The 17,742-nt window shown below is 38.0% G+C and carries 16 protein-coding genes; 6 read left to right on the top strand and 10 right to left on the bottom strand.

Features of this window, described 5'->3' with window-relative positions; all coding sequences use genetic code 11:
- The first annotated feature begins 2 nt into the window (after positions 1-2).
- The 3 genes from BMW39_RS11980 (at position 3) to BMW39_RS11970 (ending at position 5,683) form a co-directional block, all read left to right on the top strand.
- Positions 3-4,652: a translocation/assembly module TamB domain-containing protein gene (locus BMW39_RS11980; protein ID WP_074719336.1), complete on the top strand. Its 4,650-nt coding sequence runs from the start codon at positions 3-5 to the stop codon at positions 4,650-4,652.
- Between the two features lie 127 nt (positions 4,653-4,779).
- Entirely contained in the window at positions 4,780-5,250 is a 471-nt protein-coding gene (locus BMW39_RS11975; protein ID WP_028122725.1) for an Lrp/AsnC family transcriptional regulator, read from the top strand.
- Between the two features lie 64 nt (positions 5,251-5,314).
- On the top strand, positions 5,315-5,683 hold the full coding sequence (locus BMW39_RS11970) for a hypothetical protein (RefSeq protein ID WP_051879922.1): 369 nt from the start codon (positions 5,315-5,317) through the stop codon (positions 5,681-5,683).
- Between the two features lie 157 nt (positions 5,684-5,840).
- Here BMW39_RS11970 and BMW39_RS11965 read toward each other — a convergent pair whose 3' ends face one another.
- Complete coding sequence (locus BMW39_RS11965; protein ID WP_034975706.1) at positions 5,841-6,407, bottom strand: HupE/UreJ family protein; 567 nt, start codon at positions 6,405-6,407, stop codon at positions 5,841-5,843.
- A 59-nt stretch (positions 6,408-6,466) separates the two neighbouring features.
- Between BMW39_RS11965 and BMW39_RS11960 the strand changes: the two genes are divergently transcribed.
- Both BMW39_RS11960 and BMW39_RS11955 read left to right on the top strand, forming a co-directional pair.
- A complete protein-coding gene (locus BMW39_RS11960) occupies positions 6,467-6,973 on the top strand; it encodes a DUF6702 family protein (protein ID WP_311316406.1) in 507 nt (168 codons plus the stop codon).
- A 103-nt stretch (positions 6,974-7,076) separates the two neighbouring features.
- On the top strand, positions 7,077-7,448 hold the full coding sequence (locus tag BMW39_RS11955; protein ID WP_034976179.1) for a VOC family protein: 372 nt from the start codon (positions 7,077-7,079) through the stop codon (positions 7,446-7,448).
- 343 nt (positions 7,449-7,791) lie between these two features.
- Here BMW39_RS11955 and BMW39_RS11950 read toward each other — a convergent pair whose 3' ends face one another.
- From BMW39_RS11950 to BMW39_RS11935, 4 genes are all read right to left on the bottom strand, one after another.
- Positions 7,792-9,252 carry a tetratricopeptide repeat protein gene (locus tag BMW39_RS11950; protein WP_034975703.1) on the bottom strand — a complete coding sequence of 487 codons (1,461 nt, stop codon included), beginning with the start codon at positions 9,250-9,252 and terminating at the stop codon, positions 7,792-7,794.
- Positions 9,253-9,343: 91 nt separating this feature from the next.
- Positions 9,344-9,922 (bottom strand): acyl carrier protein phosphodiesterase, encoded by a 579-nt coding sequence (locus BMW39_RS11945; RefSeq protein WP_051879921.1) that lies wholly within the window; start codon positions 9,920-9,922, stop codon positions 9,344-9,346.
- Positions 9,923-9,960: 38 nt separating this feature from the next.
- Positions 9,961-11,304 carry a DNA repair protein RadA gene (gene radA / locus BMW39_RS11940; RefSeq protein WP_034975700.1) on the bottom strand — a complete coding sequence of 448 codons (1,344 nt, stop codon included), beginning with the start codon at positions 11,302-11,304 and terminating at the stop codon, positions 9,961-9,963.
- A gap of 1 nt (position 11,305) precedes the next feature.
- The gene (locus BMW39_RS11935; protein WP_034975698.1) at positions 11,306-11,842 is read right to left on the bottom strand and encodes a hypothetical protein; all 537 of its coding nucleotides are present in this window, start codon (positions 11,840-11,842) and stop codon (positions 11,306-11,308) included.
- A 153-nt stretch (positions 11,843-11,995) separates the two neighbouring features.
- Here BMW39_RS11935 and BMW39_RS11930 point away from each other — a divergent pair, with 153 nt between their 5' ends.
- On the top strand, positions 11,996-12,496 hold the full coding sequence (locus BMW39_RS11930) for an FKBP-type peptidyl-prolyl cis-trans isomerase (RefSeq protein ID WP_034975696.1): 501 nt from the start codon (positions 11,996-11,998) through the stop codon (positions 12,494-12,496).
- Positions 12,497-12,721: 225 nt separating this feature from the next.
- Here the strand turns inward: BMW39_RS11930 and BMW39_RS11925 are convergent, their stop codons facing one another.
- The 5 genes from BMW39_RS11925 to BMW39_RS11905 all read right to left on the bottom strand — a co-directional run bounded on the left by BMW39_RS11925 (position 12,722) and on the right by BMW39_RS11905 (position 17,683).
- Entirely contained in the window at positions 12,722-13,495 is a 774-nt protein-coding gene (locus tag BMW39_RS11925) for a hypothetical protein (protein WP_131474319.1), read from the bottom strand.
- Between the two features lie 62 nt (positions 13,496-13,557).
- Positions 13,558-14,352: a hypothetical protein gene (locus BMW39_RS11920; protein WP_051879920.1), complete on the bottom strand. Its 795-nt coding sequence runs from the start codon at positions 14,350-14,352 to the stop codon at positions 13,558-13,560.
- Between the two features lie 6 nt (positions 14,353-14,358).
- Positions 14,359-15,093, bottom strand: coding sequence for a hypothetical protein (locus BMW39_RS11915; protein WP_131474318.1), 735 nt, complete (start codon positions 15,091-15,093; stop codon positions 14,359-14,361).
- A gap of 15 nt (positions 15,094-15,108) precedes the next feature.
- Positions 15,109-16,149, bottom strand: coding sequence for a hypothetical protein (locus tag BMW39_RS11910; protein ID WP_034975689.1), 1,041 nt, complete (start codon positions 16,147-16,149; stop codon positions 15,109-15,111).
- Between the two features lie 94 nt (positions 16,150-16,243).
- Positions 16,244-17,683 carry an aminoacyl-histidine dipeptidase gene (locus BMW39_RS11905; RefSeq protein WP_034975687.1) on the bottom strand — a complete coding sequence of 480 codons (1,440 nt, stop codon included), beginning with the start codon at positions 17,681-17,683 and terminating at the stop codon, positions 16,244-16,246.
- Positions 17,684-17,742: the final 59 nt, after the last annotated feature.

Genomic DNA, 17,742 nt, shown 5'->3' with positions numbered 1-17,742 from the left:
AGATGGCAAATTTAGAAAATAAAAACACAACAAACGAAGATCCGAACATTGACCAGCCAGTCAAGAAGAAAAGGACACCACTTTTCTGGCGGATTCTCAACTACCTATTTTTCGGGATCATCGGACTGGTGGTTCTGCTTTTCATTGCTATCAATCTTCCTGTTACCAAAAGATATATCGCAGATGAGGCCATCACGATGTTGAACAAAGACCTCAATATGAGAATGTCTGTCGAGAATGTCGAGGTCAATTTCTTTGGCGATGTGAAGATCAAAGGCCTTAGAATTAGGGATTACAAAGATTACGAATTCGTGAAAGCAAGAGAATTGCGTGTTGATTCTGATTGGTTTGCTTTGGCTTTTAACACGAGAGATATCAAGTTCAATCAAGCAACGATCATCGATCCCGTGATCCGAGTGATTACTTATAAAGGTGATAGCATTAGTAATTTTATCCGATACGTGGATAACTTCAATGACGGAAAACCGCGTGACCCGAAAAAGAAACCCTTCAAAATGGGGATGAAGATCGATCTGATCAACGGTGTTTCTACGATTGTGAATGAAAATAGTCCGGGAGAAGCAGGAAGATGGCTGGACGCAAGGAAGATCAATATGCACGTCACTTCCTTAAAAGTTGAAGGTGCAGATGTTTTCGCGGATATCAGAAACTTCAGTTTGATCACGAAACGATACGGCAAAGAACACATTGTCGATACATTTTCCACCAATTTCGAGATCACGAAAAAACATTTGAAGTTCGGGAATCTGACAATCAATACCGATCATTCACTATTACAAGGTGAAGCGGTAATGAATCTGGATCCGGTAACCAGATTTGCAGATTTTGGAAAGAAGGTAAGTTGGGATCTGAAGATCATTCCTGGAAGTCAGATCAGTGGTTATGACCTCAGTTATTTCGTGACCGATTGGGATAATTACACGCCGATCAATATTTCTGGAACGATGACAGGACCACTGAATGATTTTGCTTTGAATAATTTTCTCATCCGCTCGCAGGATGTCAATCTGAATACCAAAAAACTGACGATCAATGGCGTTATCGATAAAAAATTTTTCATCGAAAGTAAAAATGTCTCTGCGGATTTTACTTATAAAGCTTTAAAGGCGTCTTTACCAAATTTCATTGCTTCGAAGTTGGGAAATATCGCTGATGATTTTGGAAGGATGAAATACAACGGTTCTGTGAAGGTGAATCAAAAACAGATCTTTGCGACCGGAGAAGTGGTGACAGGAATCGGACAGGCGAAAATGAAGGATTTCAATCTTGTAGATTACAGTACAAAACGTCCTAAATACAGAGGTTATGTGGATGTGAAAGATCTGAACGTCACCGCTTTGACCAAGAACAAACAGGTTGGATTGATCTCTGGGAAATTCGATGTGCAAGGTGAAGGTTTCGATGTCAATACATTGTACATCAAAACAAAATCAGATGTCGCGCATATTGACCTGATGGGAAAAAGTCTCAATAATATTGCGATAGAAGGTGTTCTTAATAAAAGAAGATTCACTGGAGATGTGGTTGCCAATGATCCCAATGCCAAAGGAACCTTCAAAGGCGTTGTGGATTTTTCTACCAAAAGACTGTTCGCAGATTTCGCGGCCGATATTCAATATGTTAATTTAAAATATTTCGGGATCAATGCGGGCGACACCAATTCTGTAAGCGGCGTTGTGAATGGAAAAGTCTCGATGACCAATCTGAACGACCTGAATCTGGATGCAGATATCAAAGGTCTGACACTTAATTCGACCACGCAAAAACTTAATATTCCAGATTCCAAACTAAAGGCATTCTTCGAAAACGGAAACCGAATTGTTTCCGTAGATGCGCCAGGTACGATCACGGGAAGAATATCAGGAAGATTTGATCTCGAAGATATTGGGAATATGGTCACCAATAGTATCAACAAAATATTGGTTGGTAATCCGCCAAAGAAAACATACAACGGACAAAGTTTCGACTTCGACTTTGATGTGAAGCAAGGTTTGGTTTCTTTCTTCGTCCCTGATCTGGAATTGAAAAACGGCGCTAAGGTGGCCGGCAATTACATCGGAAATACAAACGACTTGATTTTGAATGCCGATGCGTCTCACATCAAATATGTACTGACCAGCAAAAAAGAATTGACCGAAGCGGAAAAATTCCTTGCCGAAACAGACGCGACCTATCAGCCCGACCTTAGTAAAACGAGAGATAGTGCGATGGTGGACAGCATCAGTCTTCGGGTGAATACAGCTGACCTCAATCAACAACTTCTTGCCAGTGTCAAAAGAGCGCAATACGGAAAGAATGTTCTACAAGATGTGAAACTGACCGCCAATAATGAGAATTTACAAGTTCTACATATCGGAACAGTGTTCAAATTGGGAAGTTTGGAAGATGAGACGGCGAAACAAATGAAGGAATATGCAGTGAATATCAACCAGACGACCAATCCAGCGGGCGATTATGTCTTGCGTTTTGAGCCGACAACGGTGAAGTTCAATGAAGTGGCCTGGAGCATCGATACAAGTCCGGAACTCGACCATTCCATTACTTATAGAAAAAAAGAAAAGGATTTCTTGATAAAAAACCTGCGGGTCTACTCAGACGAAAGTGAACTTCTGATCAAAGATGCAGACTTCAAATCAGCAAAGAATTTCACGGCTGATGCAGAGGTCAAAAACCTGGATATTTCCAAACTCTTGGCTTTTGGCAGCGGTAAAAATCCAATGGACATCAAAGGAACCGCGAATGGAACGATTCAAATCAAAAAATCTGAGAATAATTTGGAACCTCTGGTCAACCTTACCGTGAATGATATTTTCATGAATGGAAAGGCCATGGGAAATCTGGATGCTAACATTACCAAAAGTGAAAAACCAAATGTCTTCGATGTCAGCATAAAAGCTTTGTCATCGGACTTTTTGGGTCAGAATACGCTAGATGTTTCCGGAACGATTGACAACAATCCAGCATCTCCGGTCTTCGATGTCAATGCAAAAATGAATGAGTTCGATCTGGCATTCGCGCAACAATTTGTGAAGGAGATCTTTGGGAATTTCCGAGGAAAAGCGACTGGCGACCTCAAGATATCGGGACCTATGAACAATATCGATTACAGTGGCGACCTTGCATTGAAAGGTTTCGGACTCAAATTGTTGTTCACTGGTGTCGATTATTCTTTTGATGATACGGTAATCAACCTTTCAAGAGGTTTGGCACTTCTCAATAATATCGGGATCCGCGACGGACGTTCCAACTCCAAAGGTAATATCTCTGGTTCCATTCAGTTTGAAACTTTGTCATCATTGGGGATCAACTTAATTATGCGAGCAGATAATCTTTTGGTCATCAATAATAGTCAGGAAGACAATGACCTTTTTTGGGGGCGTGTCTATGGGCAAGGCGATATCTACGTGAGTGGACCGGTTTCCGGCCTGGAGATCAGTACACCAAATGACGGTCTGAAAGTGATCGGAAATAGTACATTCACATTCAACAGTGCATCTACAGCCAATGTGGATGAGTTCAAGATCTTGAGATTCCTAAAACGTGATGACGCAGGAGGAATATCTGTTGAGAAAAAGAAAAGGTCTGGCGCCAATATGCTCATCGATTTTGATATCAGTATTGATAAAAATACTTTGGTAAATGTCTTGGTTGGTGATGAAGTAGGAAGTATCGCTGTGAAAGGTGATGCCGACCATTTGAAATTCAGAATGGAAAGAAGTGGTACCATCTCTATGAATGGAACATACACTGTAGACAACGGAACCTTTGTATCAAAAGCGATCTTGGACAGAACTTTCCTTATCGCAAAAAACAGTATCATCAGATGGAGTGGAAGTCCTATGACACCAGATCTGGACATCACGGCAAATTACACAAGACCTATTACCAATGCTGGCGAATATCTGGGAATGTCGCTTACACAGCCGATCAATGTGGTGTTGACAACCAAGATCACGAATACACTTACAAAACCTGATATCGCATTTGGAGTTTCCGCTCCGGACAGCTCTTCGGAGGTCAGAGAGACTTTGGCCACCAAAATGACCAATCAGGACGAACGTACGATTCAGTTTGGGTCGGTTCTGGTGCTCAATAGTTTCAATGTGGTGAATAGTGGTGGATTGGACTTTAACCTTCAGAATACCGCGATCAATACTGGTTACAATATGTTGTTCAAGCAGTTGGGTTCTGTGCTCAATACGATCAGTAGCGCATTCCAGGTCAATTTGGATTACATCAGCGGTGATATCAATTCCAATACTGGTGACCGTGCCAACACCAGTGTGAGTCTCGCTTTGTCTCCAAGGGTAAAATTGAAGACAGGTTTGGGAGTACCAGTGACAAGAGTGGATAATACCAATAGCAATTATCTGTCTGCAGAAGGAACGATAGAGTATGACTGGAGCAGACTCAATGATGGCAGCAGATTGTTGAGAGCCTATTCCAAACCATCCAATCTTGGTTTGGGCGCTGGGAATGTCCTTAATCAAAGTTATGGCGTTGGGGTCGTGTACAGTAAAAGTTTTAATTCTCTCAAATATATCTTCAAAAGACGTGAAAGAATAAAAAGAGACTCTGCCGATGTCGAGCCAAATAAAGAAGATTCCCTAAAAAATAAGCCGATAAAATGATAATTATCATAGATTTCATGCAGATTGTTAAAAGCTGTTAATGTTTTAATATTTGTTTTTAGTTAATTTAATTTTTTTTAAATTTGCAAAAAAATTAGATATATTTTAAATAAATAATAAAATCATAATGAACTATCAATTAGACGATATCGATAAAAAAATTCTTGATTTCCTAGTAGAGAACACAAGAATGCCTTTTACGGAAATTGCTAAGCAAATGGACGTTTCCGCAGGAACGATCCACGTAAGAGTTAAGAAAATGGAAGACGCGGGGATCATCTTGGGATCATCTCTAAGCATTGATTACAGCAAGTTGGATTACAACTTCACCGCATTCATCGGGATCTTGCTTACAAAATCAAACCACACTCAGGAAGTATTGAAGCAATTGGCTCTTATTCCAAATGTGGTGGAAGCTAGCGTAACTTCCGGAAAATACAACATCTTCTGCAAAATGAAAGCAAAGAACACAGAAGATGCTAAGAAGATCATCTATCAGATCGATGACATCCAGGATGTGATGAGAACAGAAAGTATGATCTCTATGGAAGAGTACATCAGTGATAAGAACCGTTTGATCAACGCGGTTAGTATATAGTTAGTTAATAGAAATTTCTATAGGAAGAGCTTATTCGTAAGCTCTTTTTTTATATTTTTATACCATGGATTCAGTAGACAGAAGTTACAAAAGCAACAAAGATTATTACCTCTTTTTCGGATTGATCATCTTGGTGTATTTTCTTAGCATCAATACAGATTATGCAGAATATTCGTTGCATCAGAAGATCAATATTCCAGGTAACTTTTTCTATTACACTTTTGGTGTCGATGTTTTGGTGGTGATCAGTTGGATCTTGATCTTATTGTACAGAAAGATCGGCGTCATCCTTTTTCCCATTTTCGTAGCGATGCATTTCGCATTGCACAACTATTTTCTCAGTACCTTTTTGTACTCGGATGTCACGGTTTTATTCCTTTACATCGGACTTGGTTTACTGGCAATCATTCCGCGTTGGAATGTTTTAAGATAAAATATGATATAAAATTAGGGCAGCTTTTTCCGTCTTCCACTCCCGCTATTTTTGCCATTGCTTTTCCAGCCACAAAAAATGAGCTCCGTTCAAGCCGGGCTGCAAGCTTTCAGTATCAAAGACGATCTGTCTTTTTAGATTTTATTTATTGTGCAAATCAAAAGGGCATTCTTTCCAGCGCCATTTGAAGTGCGACCGCTCCAGCAGCAGATGAGGTGATCAGAAGCCATTCTCGTGGGTTCAGCTTTGTGAGTTTGGTCAGGATGGTGAAGATGGTCAGGATGATCAAGACCATTGCGATCTGACCCAATTCCAAACCGATATTGAAGCCCAAAAGTGGAACCGTGATGCTTTGCTCTTTCGCCAACATCATTCGTGCGGTGTTCGCAAATCCCATTCCATGGATCAATCCGAAGAACAACGCAAAATAATATTGATAAGGATGTTTCCCCCTGAAAAGAATATTGTCCAGAGCGGTAATCACAATCGTACAAGGAATCAGGAATTCTATCCAATCACTTTTCACGCGGATGATGTCAAAACTTGATAAAGCTAACGTGATGCAATGACCAATGGTAAAAGCGGTGATCAAAATCAGCAATCGCTTAAAATCCTTGAAGCTGTAAGCCGCGATCAAAGCTAAAATAAATAGCTGATGATCTAAAGCATCCAAAGAAATAATGTGATCCCAACCCAGTTGCAGATAAAATAGAAAATCCTTCATTGTTCAATTTCTGAAAACCGTACGAAAATAATGATTAATTTTGACTTCAATTCTTTTTAATGATGAAAAAGTCCTTTGCAGTCTTCATTCTTTGCTCGTTTGTCTTTTGCCTTTTATCTTTCAGGGTTCATCCTTACCATGTCGGGTCTGTGGAATTCAATTATAATTCTAAGTCAAAGACATTCGAGATCACTGGCCGTTTTTTCATGGATGATCTGGAGAATGCACTCAACAAAAAATATGGAAGATCAGTTCATTTTCTTAATCCTAAATACAAATCGGATATCAATAAGGAATTAGAGAAGTACGCCTCAGAATATATCAGATTAAAATCTGACAATCAATTCATTAAGCTTAATTACGTCGGCTATGAAGAAGACCACGAAAGCGTCAATATTTATTTGGAATCTGAAACTTTGGCTGTTCCCAAAAAAGTAGAGGCCGCTGTGAGTTTTCTATACAATTTGTTTGATGACCAGATGAACATCATTCACATAGTGATCGATGGCAAACGTAAAAGTGAAAAACTGAACTATCCGGACCGTTATCTCTACCAGCAATTTTGATTTTGATTAATCTTAAAAATACGAATATGAAAAAACTAACTTTATTTTATTGATGTCGATTTCTGTAAGCGCTTTTTCTCAAAAGAAAGAATCGATGGATAAGCTGCGTTTGGGTGCATTTTCAGTCAGTCTCAATGTCAAAGATCTTCAGAAGTCGAAAGAGTTCTATGAGAAGTTGGGTTTTGCCAAGATGGGTGGTGATATGAAGCAGAATTACCTGATCATGAAAAATGGAACGACAATTATTGGGATTTTTCAAGGCATGTTCGAAGGGAATATCCTCACCTTCAATCCTGGCTGGGACGAGAATGCAAAAGAGGTCAATCCTTTCACTGATGTCCGTGAGATTCAGAAAACATTAAAGGCCAACCAGATCAAACTAAACACGGAAGCAGACGAAAAGACAAAAGGTCCAGCGTACATCGAGTTCACTGATCCGGATGGGAACAAGATCCTCATCGACCAGCATCGATAATAATTTGACGTTATAAAATAAGAAAAGCTTAAGACCAATGGATCTAAAGCTTTGTTCTTTTATCAGCTGTTGATATTATTTGAATCAGTTTTGAAAAATCGGCTGATAATAACCTGTAAAATCAAGAAATAAATCCTTGCAGATCTATATTCCACTCTGTGTTTTCAGAATCTTAAGCGCACTTGCTTAAAGCAATAAATTTTTAGTAATAAATACTGTTTTTCAATCAAGTGCAAAGTTTGCTATTTAACATAATATAAGCAAAAATTCTACTACTACAAATATACTACATTCGGTTAAGTGTCTGAATGTCAGTTGTTAAAATATTGATTAAAAATGATTTTTAGAAATTGATCATCCAGTTATTGAGGTCAATATCAGATGCAATATTGAGTTGTTTCCGAAGTCTGCTCTTTTTCATTTCGACACTTCTTACGGAGATATGCGTGCAATGTGCGATCTCTTTGGTAGAGAAGTTGAGCTTTAGAAGGGCGCAAAAACGCAATTGTCCAGTGGTCATATCTGGATAGGTCATATTCAGCTTATGGTAAAAGTCAGGATATACTTCTTTGAAACGGCTAAGGAAAGAAGAATCATTGGATTTTGCAAGTTCTAGCAATTCTGCAAAAGAATCGTTGACTTTGGATTCCAGATTGTCAAGTTCTTTTTCTTTTGCGATGAGGTTGATCTTTGTTTTTACCCTCTTTTGTCTTTCTGTCCGGAATCGTTTGAAGTATTTCATGATAAAATACATTTTCACGGCAAAGAATACCACCACGCCAGCAATGATCAGTGCCAGGCTTTTGTACCAGCTTGTCTTTTCGATGTCGATGATGTTCTTTGAAATGTTGTCCGTCTCAGCTTTTTCTTTTTTTCTAATGACGTCGTACAGCTCTTTTGATTTTTTGGAATAATAGCCGTACAGTTTGTCTTCCTCCAATCTTTCGTAGATCGTCGCAAGGTCATCATAGATGTATTGAAGTCTGTAGATGTCCTGTGCCTTCTCGAAAATGGGTAAGGCTTGCTTGTAGTAGTAGATGGAACTGTCGTTCTGCTTCATTTCCAAATAAGTGTTGCCGATTCCGTAGAGCCCAAAAGCCTGGTTGATGGAATCATTCTCAGCCTTTGCCAGTAGGTAGGCTTTTCTGCTATAGTAGAGCGCTTCCGTATGTTTATCAAGGTCGATGTAGGTGTAACCGACGCTGGAGTATTGGATTGCCAACCAGCCATTTCGTTTTTTGACATCTTTAATCTTGCTGTAGTATTCTACGCTCTTCAAATCTGTTTTGATCGTGTTTTCAGGTGGCAGATATTGAAGATTCATGATCTCCGACCTACCAGCATAGATCTGACCCATGGAGCTGTAGAACTCGTCATTGTCCTTGACTTGTTTACAAAGTGATTCTGCGCTTTTGCTGGTTTCATTGGCCTTTTCAAAAAAACCAAGGTAAGAGTAGGCTAGCGCCTTGGCAATGAGTGCTTGGACGGAATGGTAATCATCATTCTCACTATTGGCCAATTCCAAAAGTTTATCGGCAGATTCCAGCGCTTTTTGTTGTTCTCCAAGTCCAAGATAGGCATTGATGATGACTTTTAAGGATTTTGCTTTGCCAAGATAGTAACCAAGATTCTCCGAAGTGTTGTAGGTATCCAGCCCAATTCGTAGAGCTTTGTTTCTGTCCGCGAGTTGGAAAGTTGCGGTCAGTATATTATCGATTTTTTCAGGCGTGTATTGTTGCGCTTTCGTTTGTAATATGCACGAAATTAATAACGAAATTAATATTAATCTTTTTGTAAGTCCCACAGCTCTGAAATAGCCGCAAAAATATTAAAAATTCAAAGATAATTGCCTATTAATAACAATTATTTATTCGTTAATATCTGGATGCTGAGTATTATCTCTGGATCGGCTTGTAGTTCTTCTCACATTCCAGTAGAATAGCGGGAAAGAAAGCATCGAAATACAACTGAAGTTCCTGTTTGTTCTGCAGGAAAATGTTAAACACAGGAAGGTTTTTATCTAAATATTTTGCTTTGTGCAGCACATTCTGCATACTGAATTTGATACCTTGATCCTGTCTGTAATTGCTAAGCCAATCATCCTGTTCCATTCTTACCAGCATTTTTCTGTAATGGTCTGGCAACCATTTTTCATTTTCCCAAAGGATCTTATAAGCTTTGGCAGAATGTGATTTTAATTCTTCCTCAGAGTGAAGATGAGCAACGAAATAATCAAACGCGACATCCACAAATGCCCCAGAATAAAGCCTTACCAAAGGACTGAATATTTTCTTAGCTTCCGAAACGGCCGGATGAGAATCCGTAAAAGTATCGATTGCCCGATGAAGTTTAATGCCTTCTTGAATCTCCAATGGGAAATTCTCCCGCTCATTATTCTTTATGAAATCCGCAATCATATTGCCAACGAGTTGTCCGTTGGTGAATGAGAGGATGGAGTGGGCGAGGTAGTTCAAATGGAAAATGATTTATCTTATAAATGTACAGAATTAAATTAGAATAATGATTCCACAAAATCCTCAATCTTGCTTATCTCCTCAACTTTGATCCCGAATTTTTTCTTCGGCAATTTATTAAGATTGGAAATGAATATCTTCTCGTAACCCAATTTCTCTGCTTCAGTGATGCGTTGTTCCACTTGCGCAACAGGACGGATTTCGCCACTCAAACCTATTTCGCCTGCAAAACAATAATGTTCCGAGATGGCAATATCTTCATTGCTTGATAAAATTGAAGCGATAACAGCCAAATCCAAAGCTGGATCATCCGTCTTGATTCCGCCAGTGATATTAAGGAAAACATCCTTGGAACCGAGTTGGAAACCTGCGCGTTTTTCCAGAACGGCTAGCAACATATTCAGTCTTTTGGAATCAAAACCTGTCGAACTTCTTTGTGGCGTTCCATAAACCGCCGTGGAAACCAAAGCCTGAATTTCCAGCAACATCGGTCGATTGCCTTCCAAGGTTACCGCAACAGAATTACCAGAAAGTTCCTCAAATTTCTTGGTGATGAGAATTTCTGATGGATTTTTGATCTCTTTCAAACCGGTGGAGATCATCTCGTAGATTCCGATCTCTGAAGTGGAACCGAAACGGTTTTTATTCGCTCTCAGCAATCTGAAAAGATGATTTCTGTCGCCATCAAAATTAAGCACGACATCCACCATGTGTTCCAAAACCTTTGGTCCGGCAATCTGTCCGTCTTTCGTAATGTGTCCCACAAGAAATACCGGAATATTATTTTCTTTCGCAAACTTGATGATCTCATTGGAACATTCTCTAATTTGTGAAACGGTTCCTGGCGAACTTTCTATCAACTGCGATTGTAAGGTTTGAATGGAGTCGATGATGACAAAATCAGGCATCAATTTCGTGGCCTCGTGGATAATCTTTTCCAAAGAAGTTTCTGTGAAAAGGAAGCAGTTCGGATTCTTGACTTCTGCCAATCGGTCGGCTCTCATTTTGATTTGAGACGCACTTTCTTCACCCGAAACGTAAAGGATTTTTTTCTTCATCTTCAAGGCAAGTTGAAGAAGCAAAGTCGATTTCCCGATTCCTGGTTCACCTCCAATCAGTGTGACAGAACCTAAGACGATTCCACCACCCAAAACGCGGTTGAGTTCTTCGGAAGGTGTCACGATCCTTGGCTCTTCTATGGCCTCCACCTCGATGATGTTGATGATGGAAGATTTGGATTTTGTCGATACAGATTTCGTGGATTTTTCAACGATCTCTTCCACGAGTGTGTTCCATTCGCCACAGGTTTTGCATTGCCCGTGCCATTGGGAATATTGTGCGCCACAATTCTGACAGAAATATAGAGTTTTGAGTTTTGCCATTTCAATTAATAGGTAGGAATTCTAATTCATCAACTTTTTCTTTTACACACATGTTTTGGATTTTTCTAAAAGAGTCTTTATTTTCAAAGGGCGTCATGAGGAAGTAATGATTTTCTATCTTAAATAAAGCTATTTGATTTTTTGAGTCATATTCTGTTGCTTCAATCTCAAAAACTTGTTTTTTATTTTTAGAAAAGTTAATGAAAAATTTAGCATCGCTATTGATTTCATCTCTTATATCATACTCAATTTTCTTTATTTCTAACTGATTTATAATTTCAATGCCAGAATTAGCATTAAAATCTATGGTTACAGTATTTCCCTCACACGGTTGATAGATGAGATAACCTTTTTCATCTTTCTTAATTTCAATCCATTTTTGTGGAATATTTTTTCTGGCCCAGTCTTTTTGGAAAGAGTGAGTAGACGAAGTGGGTTTTGTTTCAAGAATGTTACGCTTCTTATTTTTTTCACAGCTAATTATGATTGAAGAAATCACAGCAATAAAAACAATAATCTGACTATTTAGTTTTGCCATTCTGCTAAGTTCAAGAAAAATTTTGGAAAAGAAAAAGATTAAAAAGAAGTTTTATTTCCAATTTTCAACACTTAATTTTCAAAAGCTTAATTTTGCAGTGCGATACATCAAGAATGATATCACCCAAAAATTTATAATATTAAATAATTTAAAATGGCATTAGACAAAAATCATGTAGTAACTCTAAAATATGTGCTACATACTAATGATGAAAATGGAGAGAAAGTGTTTGTAGAAGAGACTTCTGCTGAGAATGCTTTGACGTTTCTTTATGGCGTAGGAATGATGATCCCAAAATTCGAGGAAGAGATCAAAGATCTGACAATTGGTGACAAAGCATCTTTCGAGATCGCACCAGGCGAAGGCTATGGCGAGAGAGATCCTCAAGCCGTGACGCAATTACCTGTTGATATGTTCGAAGGTCAGGAGTTGCCTCCAGTTGGAGCAGTCCTTCCACTTTCTGACAATAGCGGAAACAATTTCCAGGCAATGGTTTTGGAAGTGACTCCAGAAGCTGTCACTGTAGATTTGAATCATCCAATGGCGGGGAAAAGTTTGTTCTTCGATGTTGAGATCCTGAACGCACGTCCTGCAACAGAAGAAGAATTGGCTCACGGTCACGCTCACGGCGAAGACGGTCATTCCGGACACTAATCAGTTCTTTCTGAAAATATAAAACTACTCAATTGCTTGGGTAGTTTTTTTATTTAAATAAAAATCAAAACCTGAGAGCTTGTTTAAAAATGATTAAAAAATAAAATTTTCAAAGCTTTTTTCTTTTCCCCAACCCTAAAGGGTGGAAAAACGCCTTGAAAATTTCAAAATTACTCCCTTTAGGTCGGGGAAATAATTTTGATGAAATTTAAACAGGTTCTAGGCTTATCTTCTGTCAATGACTTTGTAAGCATCTTGGATGATCTGATCGGGAGCGCTGTTCTCAAACTCGTGCTTTTCTTTTTTTAGATGAAATGTTTTTTCCTCAGACGGCATTTCTTCTTTCATCGTGTTGATGATTTCCTGCGTCAGTTCACCTTTTACCAAATCATAATTCAGAGATTGATGACTTCCTGCGCCCATATTGTAAGTTTCGATATGTGTCAAAAGCAATTGGTTTCCAAAATATTTGAAGGTGCTAAAAAGATTTCCACTCGGGCCAATTCCATACAAGTTGATGTCAAGCTCGCCTTTTTCGATGCTGATCGTTTCCGTTTCATATATTTTGTAACCACTTTCGGTATATTCATCTGGCATTGCAATATTCGAAACTTTGTCAAGGCGATAGCTTTTGTCTTTGTTTTGCAAAAGCACGAGTACAGAGCGGGAATCCATTTTGCTTTTTTTATCTTTTCTGACAAAGACGATATCATCCAATCCATCGTTGTTCAAATCGCCTTCTGCCTCGTATTGGATTTCAAAAACATCTGGTTCAATCAGAAAATCTGATGCTTGCTTTCCGGTTTTTGGAAAGTCATAAGCAGGGTCTTCATCAGGTTCCTCATATTCTTCTCCTGAATCTATTCCTGTTGAATCTGCTTTTGTAATTGCTGTGTTGGATTTATTTGCATTAATGATTTCAGTTTCCTTTTTGCAGGATTGAAGGGCGAAACCAAACGAAATCATTAGAAATAAAATGCAAATATTTGTGTTTTTCATATTTGAGTTTTAAGTAAGGTTTATCATTAGGTCAAATCAATTTTCATTTATTTTTGAAATATTTACTTCTCGATAATCTTTATTTTGAAAAATTTATACTTTCCTGTTTCATAATCGAATTCATATTTTTCCAGATAAAATGTGTGGTCATCAATCCAAAAACCATCACGGATGTTGCACAGCATCATAGAAGTTTTCTGCTTGAATTCCTTTTCCAAATCGATGATCTTCACAAATTCGCCGTTGATTTTCTTTTGGATGAAATAACCCAAACATTCCTGCCCATCATAATTTCCGTTGATTCTGAAAATTTCATTTGGTGAAGAATTGATGAGGTCTGGATTTCCAGTTTCCTCGGTTTCTTTTCCGTTTTTCAGATTAAAACTAATGTCGGTCGAATGTCCGCCTTCGCAAAGCAAAATATCTTCTTCAGGATAATAAGCGATGAAAAAATAGTAGTCAAATTCTTTGTCATTTCCATACGTCTTTCCGTTTCTGAAATGTATTTTTTTGACCGCAGGATTTACTCCAAAATCTGGATTCTCATCAAATTCAACAATGCCTTTCAATAATTTTTTAGCTTGATTGATGTCCGTTATTTTTACCAGCTTTTTCTTGATTGGTGTCGTTTTCCTTTTTATAAAACGATATTCTAAGGAATCAATTTTCTCAACCGTGAAATCATAAATAATGTCTTTTTCAAGTTTTTCAATCGACGTTGTTTTTAGATTTGAACTGTCTTTTGGTATTTCAATTTTGGTTTCCTGAAGGATTTCTTTGTCCGTTTTCTTTTCACAAGATTGCAAAATGATGACAAACGAAATCAAGGATAAAAATATATTGTGCGTGTTTTTCATTTTTGTTTAATTAACCAATTTCACTGCGAATTCCTCAAAAGATTGTTTTGCGCTTCCCATCAAGTTGTCAAGCACATTTTCGGTTTCGCCTTCTCTGGTGATTTTTTTAAGAACCTTCGCATTGTCATAATAGAAAGTATAAATTTCATCAAACGTCTCAGTCTGTTCTTGGTCGATGTACGTATCTATTTCAAAAGTCACTTTGATAGATTTTGGATTGATTTCTTCAACTTTTTTGATATTGTGGGTCATCGCACAGCCAGTTCCACAACTGATCACGAAGGATTGATTCTTGATTTTAGAAAAATCTCTTTTCGAAATTTCATTACTAAGCTTTTTTGAAGAAATCAAAAATTCCTGATAATCTAAGAAATCTGGGTCGCCTGCCGGTCGCAAACTGTCCATTTTCCATTTGATTTCCAGCTTGTTACCTCTTGTGAAATTAGGATTGTCTTTGTTGAAGATCAAATGCATTGTATCCTTGTTTTTCTTCACAACAAAGTAATAATCATCTGTATAATCCATAAAATCTACAAAATTCACCGTGTCTGTATAGATTTTACCGAGCTCGATATTTTCATTCGGTCTCAACAAACTTTTGAATTCTGTGGGTGTTTTTTCTACATCACTATTTTTCTGAGTTGAATTTATTTTCGATTGATTTTCAATCTTTTTTTCACAAGCCTGAAAAATGAAGAGAAACATTATTAATGGTAGAAATGGAGTGAGTGGTTTTTTCATAATTTTAAATCTTAATTAATGACTTTGAGTCTTGATCTCTTTTCGAATTAGCCACATTGCCAACCAATAGATCAGAAGCAAAAAAGGATAAGTTAACACGATGAAAACGATGGAGCCGTGTTTCGTGTGTTTCTTTCCTAGACTGAGGTTGATCAGATCATAAGAGAAAAAGTAGATCACATAAAAAAGAATGGGAACCAAAATGATTCCTAAAACGAAAATATAGGTTTTCGGATTTCTTCTTAATAATTTTAAATTGATGAAAAACAGTCCAATCAGTCCTAAAAATGCGATTCCCAACGGATTGATGAACATCAAAATCTTTGATAAGATTGAAGTTTTCTCTGAGATGACGATTTTAATATTTTCGTGATTTCCAGATTTGATGATCCATTTTGCGAGATTGTCTTTGATGTCAAGATCCCCAAGATTTGATTCTGTGATTTCCGCATCGTCATCAATCTTCAAATTGACTTCGATGCGTCCAAAAGATTTCCAAAACTTCGATGGATAAAGAGAATACTCCAATTTGTAATTCCTAATGAAACCAGAAGTGTTGTATTGCAGAAACGCATCATAGTTGACTTCTATGATGTTTTCGCCTTTCTCGAGATTTGCTGAGAAATAAATTAATTCTTCTGGATTGACCATGACTTCCGAGTCTTCGGCATATTTTAAAAACATCCCGTTTTTTTTCTTTTCAATGAAAGAATAATCGTTCTTCTCAAAATCCAATTTTTGAATCAAAGCTGGACGATTGTTGATCTTAATTTCTTTTTCGGCGCTAATACCAAGCGCTAAAAAGACCAAAGGAATCGTTTGCTTTTCATCGGAATGGATGAAATATTTGATCTTGTATTCAGCGTAATAATATTGGTCTACAGGTTCTTTGATCAAGCGGATATCAATGATTTCCCTTTTCACCACAGCATTGGACGAGCCAAACAAAACCGAATGTTGCGAGCCATCGACCCACGGTTTCGCCATATTTCCAAAAACCAAAAGTGGGAAAATGCAAAGCAAAAAACTGACATTCAATTTTTGGATGAAATTCATAGCTATCTGGTTTTTATTTATAATTTAAAATTACATAAAGAAATCTCAAAATCACAAACAAAAAAAACTCTCAAATCATTGAGAGTTTTTAAGCTTATTTTAGGGGAATGTTTTTCAATATTTCCTGTGTGTATTTCCAAAATTTTTGGGTTGATGAGATGCTAGCTCTCTCATCTGGCGAATGTGCACCTTTGATCGTCGGTCCGAAACTTACCATTTCCATTTTTGGATAATTTGCTCCGATGATGCCACATTCCAAACCCGCGTGGCAAGCAACCACCATTGGTTTTTCGCCGAAGTTGTTTTCATAAAGATCCGTCATCACTTTGATGATCTCTGCATCTGGCTTCGGTTTCCAGCCTGGATAGGAACCACCAAACTCAGTTTTTAAACCGTTGCTTTCGAAGGCGGATTTCAGTTGGTTGGCAACTTCCCATTTCGTAGATTCTACGGATGATCTTGTAAGGTTAAGGATTTTGATCTCTCCATTTTTAAGTTCAACTCGTGCAACGTTGTTGGAGGCTTCTACAAGACCTTCCACATCTGGACTCATCCGGAAAACACCGTTGTGAGCCGCATTGATCGCGTAGATGATCTTCTTTGAATCGTCAACAGAAATTACTTTTTCTGATGGATCTGCTTTTTCGATATTGATGATCAGATCTTTTTCCAATGAAGTGAATTCCTCTAATATCTCAGCTTTCAATTGTTCTGCATTCTTCAAAAAGTCCGAAGTATTTTCTACTGTAAAAGTTGCAGTCGCCTCTCTTGGAATGGCATTTCTCAAACTTCCACCATCAATTGAGCTTAGCTGAATTTGATTTTCTAAAGCTGAGAATAAAAATCTGCCCAATAATTTATTAGAATTACCCAATCCTTTGATGATGTCCATTCCAGAGTGTCCGCCTTGCAAACCTTTGATCTCGATCTTGAAAGTTTCACCTTTGGAATCATTCAAATTGAATTTTGCAGAAGCTGTCACATCCACGCCACCAGCACAACCGATGTCAATCTCGTCGTCTTCTTCGGTATCTAGGTTTAATAGGATTTCACCTTTCAACTGTCCTGGTTTCAAAGCCAACGCACCAGTCATTCCAGTTTCTTCATCGATTGTGAAAAGTGCTTCCAGATCTGGATGCGCAATACCATCACTTTCTAGGATCGACATGATCGTTGCAACGCCCAAACCGTTGTCAGCGCCCAGAGTTGTTCCTTTTGCCTTCACCCAATCACCATCCACAAACATTTGAATGCCTTGCGTTTCGAAGTCAAAATCGACGTCGTTGTTTTTTTGGCAAACCATATCCAGGTGCGATTGCATCACGATTGGCTGACGGTTTTCCATTCCTGCTGTTGCAGGTTTTGTGATGATGACATTTCCAGCTTCGTCAACGGTTGTTGGCAATCCCAGTTTTTCACCGAATTCCTTTATGAATTTTATAACTTTTTCTTCTTTTTTTGAAGGTCTTGGAACGGAATTCAGCGCCTCGAAGTTTTTCCAGATCACTTTTGGTTCCAGTTGAGAATATTCCATTTTTTGAATTGTATAAATTATAAGACAAATTTAATGAATCTATTATTGTTTACAGAATT

Origin of the sequence: Epilithonimonas lactis, from assembly GCF_900110605.1 — a bacterium.
GTDB lineage: Bacteria > Bacteroidota > Bacteroidia > Flavobacteriales > Weeksellaceae > Epilithonimonas > Epilithonimonas lactis.
Note: the sequence above shows the minus strand (reverse complement) of the source record. Positions and strands in the feature narration are given on the sequence as shown.